The sequence below is a fragment of the Parcubacteria group bacterium genome, from assembly GCA_041659505.1.
Lineage (GTDB): Bacteria > Patescibacteriota > Minisyncoccia > Moranbacterales > UBA2206 > UBA9630.
This window is the reverse complement of record JBAZYF010000003.1, coordinates 217,168-223,628: the sequence shown is the minus strand read 5'-3', so window position 1 is coordinate 223,628 and position 6,461 is coordinate 217,168. Positions and strand designations below refer to the sequence as shown.

At 39.6% G+C, this 6,461-nt stretch carries 8 protein-coding genes and 1 rRNA gene; all 9 read left to right on the top strand.

Annotated features, from left to right (window positions below):
* Nucleotides 1-651 (top strand): 16S ribosomal RNA (locus tag WC848_05410); the annotation flags it as partial.
* A 915-nt stretch (nucleotides 652-1,566) separates the two neighbouring features.
* The gene (locus WC848_05405) at nucleotides 1,567-2,133 is read left to right on the top strand and encodes a hypothetical protein (protein MFA5962093.1); all 567 of its coding nucleotides are present in this window, start codon (nucleotides 1,567-1,569) and stop codon (nucleotides 2,131-2,133) included.
* Nucleotides 2,134-2,164: 31 nt separating this feature from the next.
* Nucleotides 2,165-2,497 carry a hypothetical protein gene (locus WC848_05400; GenBank protein MFA5962092.1) on the top strand — a complete coding sequence of 111 codons (333 nt, stop codon included), beginning with the start codon at nucleotides 2,165-2,167 and terminating at the stop codon, nucleotides 2,495-2,497.
* A 363-nt stretch (nucleotides 2,498-2,860) separates the two neighbouring features.
* Entirely contained in the window at nucleotides 2,861-3,511 is a 651-nt protein-coding gene (locus WC848_05395; GenBank protein ID MFA5962091.1) for a haloacid dehalogenase-like hydrolase, read from the top strand.
* Nucleotides 3,508-4,314, top strand: a complete 807-nt coding sequence (locus WC848_05390; GenBank protein ID MFA5962090.1) for an amidohydrolase family protein — start codon at nucleotides 3,508-3,510, stop codon at nucleotides 4,312-4,314. Before WC848_05395 ends, WC848_05390 begins: the two co-directional genes overlap by 4 nt.
* Nucleotides 4,311-4,814 (top strand): cysteine peptidase family C39 domain-containing protein, encoded by a 504-nt coding sequence (locus tag WC848_05385; GenBank protein ID MFA5962089.1) that lies wholly within the window; start codon nucleotides 4,311-4,313, stop codon nucleotides 4,812-4,814. The genes WC848_05390 and WC848_05385 overlap by 4 nt, the downstream gene beginning before the upstream one ends.
* Nucleotides 4,815-4,818: 4 nt before the next feature.
* A complete protein-coding gene (locus WC848_05380; protein MFA5962088.1) occupies nucleotides 4,819-5,355 on the top strand; it encodes an NUDIX hydrolase in 537 nt (178 codons plus the stop codon).
* 41 nt (nucleotides 5,356-5,396) lie between these two features.
* Nucleotides 5,397-5,981, top strand: coding sequence for a Type 1 glutamine amidotransferase-like domain-containing protein (locus WC848_05375; GenBank protein MFA5962087.1), 585 nt, complete (start codon nucleotides 5,397-5,399; stop codon nucleotides 5,979-5,981).
* Between the two features lie 159 nt (nucleotides 5,982-6,140).
* Entirely contained in the window at nucleotides 6,141-6,461 is a 321-nt protein-coding gene (locus tag WC848_05370; protein ID MFA5962086.1) for a hypothetical protein, read from the top strand.

Below are 6,461 nucleotides of genomic sequence, written 5' to 3'. Positions count from 1 at the left end.
TTCGAGGGTGCTAAGCAGGTGCTGCATGGTTGTCGTCAGCTCGTGTCGTAAGATGTTCTGTTAAGTCAGGAAACGAGCGCAACCCCTATCGCGTGTTATATATGTCACGCGAGACTGCCCAGAACTTTGGGCGTTAGCCCAAAGTAATTTTGAAATCATAATTTTGAATTTCGAATGAATTTTTAATGATTCAATTTCGAATGTTTCAAAATTAGGGAATTATAATTTTATTCAAAATTGATAATTCAAAATTCAAAATTGCTTTGAGAGCGTAGCGAACAAAGTTCTGGGAGGAGGGTGGGGATGACGTCAAATCAGCATGGCCCTTTGACGCCCTGGGCAACACACGTGCTACAATGGACAGTACAAAGGGTAGCCAAACCGCAAGGTGGAGCCAATCCCAAAAAGCTGTTCTCAGTTCGGATTGAGGTCTGCAACTCGACCTCATGAAGTTGGAATCACTAGTAATCGTGAATCAGCTATGTCACGGTGAATACGTTCTCGGATCTTGTACTCACCGCCCGTCACACCAAGAGAGTCGGTAATACCCGAAGGCCCTGTTTCAAAGCAGGGACCACGGTAGGATCGATGATAAGGGTGAAGTCGTAACAAGGCATCCGTAGCGGAAGCTGTGGATGGATCACCTCCTTTCTAGGGAGATATGGTAAAATCGTAGAGTATTCTGCACAAAGACATCCGGTGTCAAAACTGAATGTTGCAGGATATTGATTTTGCCCGCTGGTCGTAATCTTGGAGTAATCCAAGGTAACAGCAAAGGCCGAAACGAGCCAAATAATCGTTAGTTGTAGGACTTGTACAGCTTACACATTGATTCAGTAATGAATCTCTCAGAGGATTTAGACTTCGTTTTTTGGACTAATCGCAAAAGGATGTGATAATTTTGCCACTAGGCATTTTGATGCCCAATTTTCTCGAGGGGAAATTGTGATAAAAAGGAAATATGTGAAACTGAGATACCTACACTTAGGTGTTTTTGTTTTTTATATTTCTTTTTTCTATTTTTTGGTTCTTTTCAGAAAGGAGACGTACGATGCAACAAAAGTTACCCCGCTGGGTGCCTATTGGATTTGTCATAGCCATTCTAAGTAGTTTTTATTTTGGCTATATCCGATTATTTCTTCATCAATAATTATTAGTGAAAGGAGGTGAGAAGTTGAAAGTTTTAACTTTTTGCCGGCTTGCTTGTGCCGCCGGATATTTTGTATTTGCGATTTACGGGGCATAGCCCCCAGATAATAAACCTGACACAGCGTTGTCAGAACCCCCATCCGTTTTTTGGATGGGGTTTTTTATGGGGCAGGTTTTTGTGTTTTTTACCCCGGAACGAGTTCGTTTTGTGGGTGGGTTTTTCAGCATTTTTTGTCCATTGCTCAGCTCGTTGACTAATAACTAATTTTGTGCTAACGTAAAACATCAACAATTAGTTGATAATAGCAGTTCTTTTAATGTGTAACATTCGGGATGAAGTTGCACAGTAACCATTAGGTTGGCAATAAACGGGATGCTATTGTCGACAACAACAGCTGAAAATCAAAGGAGGTTACAATGACTTTATTTTCTGAAAAAAGAAGAGATGCATTTTTTCAAGAATTTCCCTGGCTCAGCAAATATATTTCTCAGAAGCATAGGAAATATATCCAGCAGATTCTAGTTTCACGAGTGGACAAAGACCTGCTGGGAAGAATCATTCTTGAGAAATACATCGATAGCGGTGAAGGTGATGGATATTATCTCTTTGAACGAATCATTCTTCTTGACAAAAATGGGGACATTATAAAGCGGGAGCTTCCTCTGGAAGAATTCAGCTTGTGGAAACCTCATACGTGGAGGAGACATCGTTCTGTCGAAGGTAGGGTAGATTTCTCCCAGACAGTTGCTGAGTGCATCGTGAGCCTTGGCAATGAATCGGACAAGATTGCCTTTATCTTTTCCTCCTTCTGTAATTATTTGGTCATCTACAAGCCTCCCAAGAGATTTAATGTTCAAACTCTTCTGAAGGAGGTGGCGGAAGACAAAAGAAGAAGGGAAGAGGAAGAGAAAAGGAAGGAAGAAGAAGCTTTTATCGCTCAGCGACGGTCTATTAGAGAGGATTGGGATTCTCTGAATCCATAAATAGCTTAATGAACTAAAATGGGAGGGGAAAATGGTTGACGCATATTTGCCAGGAATTGGCGAGGAACCGCAACTGCCGAGTCAAGATGAGTTGCGAAAAGTGTTTAACTTCTATTTCGGGAGTGTCTATAAGGGCATTGACCCTAAAGACCCACTGGCTTTAAAGAAACAATACGAGAGCGCCTACAAGGCCTTGACTGCTCTGCTCTCCAAGGGGTCAAAGATTGAACCAATGCCAACATCCCCTGAAAATTTGCCTGAGCCGACTAAAGATGACCTGGCAGAGGTGGAGGCTTCTTGCGGGATATATGTCGTTGCCCTTGTTGGCTGCGTCAGAGGCATGGCAAGCGTGTTCTTGCAATAGGAGTCGCTCAATAGTGATTTTATCTTGGGGTGGTAGCAAGTTTCGCTATCACCCTGTTTTTATTTTCAGAGGCGAATAGGACTAATCGCAAAAGTTTGTGACTTTTGATAAGAACACCTCGAATGGTGTTTTTTGCGTTGACTAACCGCTCCGCTCTGTTTTACCGCCACAGCTGGCGGTTTTTTGCTATATCCTCCGTTCCCCGCTGGAGTGGATAACTCGCCTTGACTTCCTCTGCCACGAAGCTAATATGTCACTGACCTAAATATTAGCCACAAAATTTATGACCAAAGCCAAGTTTCTTATCTTTGAAAAAGTAAGAAAAAGCTTATCAATTCCAGGGGAAAACGCTATAATCAAACCATGCGTAATCAATACAAAACAATCTTTTTTGACTGGAACAAAACCCTCTCTCATTCTTTATTCTGGAGTCAGTTGGCTGATCCGAAACACGAACGGCGCGCGTGGCACAAAAACATCATTGATTATATCTTTGTCAAAAATAGATATTTGATTGATGAGTGGATGCGAGCTAAGTTTGACGAAAGATATGTCGCCAAATTGATTTCCGAAGAATTTGGTTATCCGGACAATTTGATCCTGAAAGATTTGGCGGAGAGTTGCCAAAAAATGCAACTGGTCAGCGATGAGGTTTATGACTTAGTTGCTCAGATTAGAAAACGGGGGACTCAATGTGTGATTGCGACGGATAATATGGATACGTTTTTGAAGTATACCAAGCCGGCACTAAAACTGGAAAACTATTTTGATGATTTTTTAGTTTCCTTTGAACAAAAAATACTGAAATTTGATGTGAAGAATAACTCTATCCCATTTTTTGATGATTACCTAAAAAAGCATAAGCTAAGCTATGAAGATGTTTTACTAATTGATGACTGCATAGACAAAAGTGGAACATATGCTAGACTTGGCTTTAGGGTACTTCAAGTTTTTAGCCCGGATGATTTTTTGGAGAAATTGAGAAAATGCGTTATTCAACAAGATAGCCTATGAATATGATAATTGATTCTCACGTTCATCTTTCAATATTTGATAATAATGTTATCTCTTTGCAGGGAGCGTTAGATTTGCTTTTGGAAGAAATGGTTAAAAATAAGATAAACGCCGCCATCATTATTCCGGATAATATTGAAGGTAGCGAAAAAATCGCTGATTTGGATAGGGCTGTTGAACTGATTGGAGAGTGTAAAAATCTGTATTTGCTTGGCAGTCCGCAAATTGTCCAAAGGGGCTCAAGTGAATTAGAAAAATATCAAAAAATCATAGAAGAAGGAAAAATTAAAGGACTTAAATTTTTTCCCGGTCATGATCCATATTACCCGACGGATGATAGGTGTCTGCCGTATTATGATGTGTGTCAGAAGTTAAATGTGCCTGTATTATTTCATACGGGAGAAAATTCAGGTGATAGTGAATGCGCCAAATGGAATGATCCAAAATATATCGTAGAAGTTGCCAAAAAATATCCGAAGCTTAAAGTTATTATCACGCATTACTATTGGCCAAAAATGGATTATTGCTATGATATAACCAAAGACATTCCCAATATTTATTTTGAAATTGCCGCCATGGCTGATGCGGAGGTGGTCAGGAAAAGTGGAGGCATAGAAAAAGTTAAAGAAATATTAAGAAAAACTATTGCTGATAGGCCGGATGAGGTAATTTTTGGCACTGATTGGCCGATGTGTAAAATCGATGAACATATTCAATTAGTGAAGGAATTGAATTTGAGTGATAGCGTTGAAGAACAAGTGTTTAGTGATAATGCGAAAAAAATTTATTGTTTGCAGATATGAAAATAATACTGAGGGTTGAATCATTTCAGGAAACACTAAGCGCCAGCATGTGTGGTCCAGCTTCGCTTAAAATAGTTCTCGGCTATTACGGTGTGGAAAAAACGGAAAAAGAATTGGCAAAACTATGCGAAGTGAAAAAAGATCTGGGCACTGATGCGCAAGGAATTAAAGGAGCAGCGGAAAGCCTGGGATTTAAAGTGGAAATAAAAAACAATAGCAGTTTTGGAGATATTGAAAAATGGCTAGAAAAAGGTGTGCCAGTGATTGTGAATTGGTTCACGCGGGGCAGAATAGATTACCCTGACTCAAATGTGCCGGATGGCCATTATTCAGTCGTGACGGGCTTAGACGAAAAATATATCTATCTGCAAGATCCGGAAATTGGCAAAATCAGAAAATTGGAAAAAGATGATTTTCTCACAGTATGGTTTGATTTTGGTGGAAAATATATCAAAGCTGATGAGCTAATCATTCAGCAAATAATTGCAATTTATAAATAATCCTATGCTAACAAAAATCGAAAAATGGAAAGAATTGTCGCGCGAAGTGGTTTTTCAAAAATATGGTCGAAAAATCGAGAAAGTGATGTTTCAATTTCCTGATGGGACGCAGAGTGATTATTACATTAAAAAAGAAGGTCCGACGATTTGTATCTTGGCGCTGACGAAAAATAACGAAGTGATTCTGGCAAGGCAATTTCGACCGGGACCGAATGAAATTCTCCTGGAACTTCCCGGCGGCGGAACGGAAAGCGGAGAGATGCCAGAGCAGGCGATTGAGCGTGAACTGCTTGAAGAGACGGGCTATCGTGGAAAAATTCAGTTTGTGGCAGAAATTTTAGATGATGCTTATTCGACGATGCGTCGGCGCTGTTTTGTGGCGACAGATTGTGAAAAAATGGCGGAGCCGAAAAATACCAGTTCGGAAATTTGTGAGACCATTCTTCTGACTATTCCTGAATTTCGTAAATTGCTTCGCGCCGGCCAACTGACTGATATCGAAGTGGGGTATTTGGGACTAGATTATTTGAACTTGTTGTAGAAATAAAGCCATTACTTTGTACTAGGAATTCTAAAAAATTTATGATCGAATATATCCTCCAAGGCGGTGGAACGAAAGAATTTTCATTCAAAAAATACATCAATCTCTGGAAATCTCTAAACCTGATTCCGAGAAAATCCAAGGTGTTAGTGGTTTTTTTCGCTAGACCAAAAGAAACTTGGGAAATGCTTTACAAAAAAACAAAAAATTCTAATTTTGTTTTTGGAAGATGGGATATTGAATATGTTTTAGCCTCGGATAATTCAAATGAATTTATCAAACAAATCAAAGAGTGCGACGTGATATCTTTCCGAGGAGGCAATACCCCGAAGCTTCAGAAAAGGTTAGCGGAAATTTCTGATTTTAGACAACTCTTGGAAGGAAAAATTACTATCGGCTCTTCAGCGGGCGCACTTGTGTTTGCGAAATACTATTATGACCAAGATTATGACCAGATTTTTGAAGGCTTGAATTTTCTGAATATAAAAATGATTACGCATTATAAATCAAAGGGAGAATATGCCGCTTCTAGTGGAGATGACAAGCTAAAAATGTTAAAGAGCTATAAAGAGGAATTGCCAGTTTATGCAATTCGGGAAACGGAATTTGTAGTAATCAATGAATAAATCGAGCGCCGTCATCAACTAATAGTGAACAAATTTTCTAGAAGCTTCTATAGAGGCCTCTATAGAAGCTTCTATTTTTAGCGGATAACAAATGATGTCTAAGTTATGCTTTTATGAATAGAGCTTTATTTGGGCAAAGATTTGCGCTATACTGAATATATGGAAACTTCTAACGTAAAATTGGTCGTCTTTGTTCCACTATCCCACGCGGATATTGTTCGCAAAGCATTGGGCGAAGCGGGAGCTGGCAAGATTGGCAACTATGATTTTTGCTCATTTTCTTCGCGCGGGATCGGTCGCTTTAAGGGCAATGAAAAATCTAATCCGACAATCGGCGAAGCGGGAAAGTACGAAGAAGTAGAAGAAGAACGAGTTGAAGTTATTGTGCCGAGGGAAATTTTGGAAAAAGTTATTAATAAAATGAAATCCGTGCATCCTTATGAGGAAGTCGCTTTTGATATTTATCCGATAGAAAATTAA

Coding starts and splice junctions, on each gene's coding strand:
- WC848_05390 (MFA5962090.1), top strand. CDS start 3,508: ATGAATATGATAATTGATTCTCACGTTCATCTTTCAATATTTGATAAT.
- WC848_05405 (MFA5962093.1), top strand. CDS start 1,567: ATGACTTTATTTTCTGAAAAAAGAAGAGATGCATTTTTTCAAGAATTT.
- WC848_05385 (MFA5962089.1), top strand. CDS start 4,311: ATGAAAATAATACTGAGGGTTGAATCATTTCAGGAAACACTAAGCGCC.
- WC848_05400 (MFA5962092.1), top strand. CDS start 2,165: ATGGTTGACGCATATTTGCCAGGAATTGGCGAGGAACCGCAACTGCCG.
- WC848_05395 (MFA5962091.1), top strand. CDS start 2,861: ATGCGTAATCAATACAAAACAATCTTTTTTGACTGGAACAAAACCCTC.
- WC848_05375 (MFA5962087.1), top strand. CDS start 5,397: ATGATCGAATATATCCTCCAAGGCGGTGGAACGAAAGAATTTTCATTC.
- WC848_05380 (MFA5962088.1), top strand. CDS start 4,819: ATGCTAACAAAAATCGAAAAATGGAAAGAATTGTCGCGCGAAGTGGTT.
- WC848_05370 (MFA5962086.1), top strand. CDS start 6,141: ATGGAAACTTCTAACGTAAAATTGGTCGTCTTTGTTCCACTATCCCAC.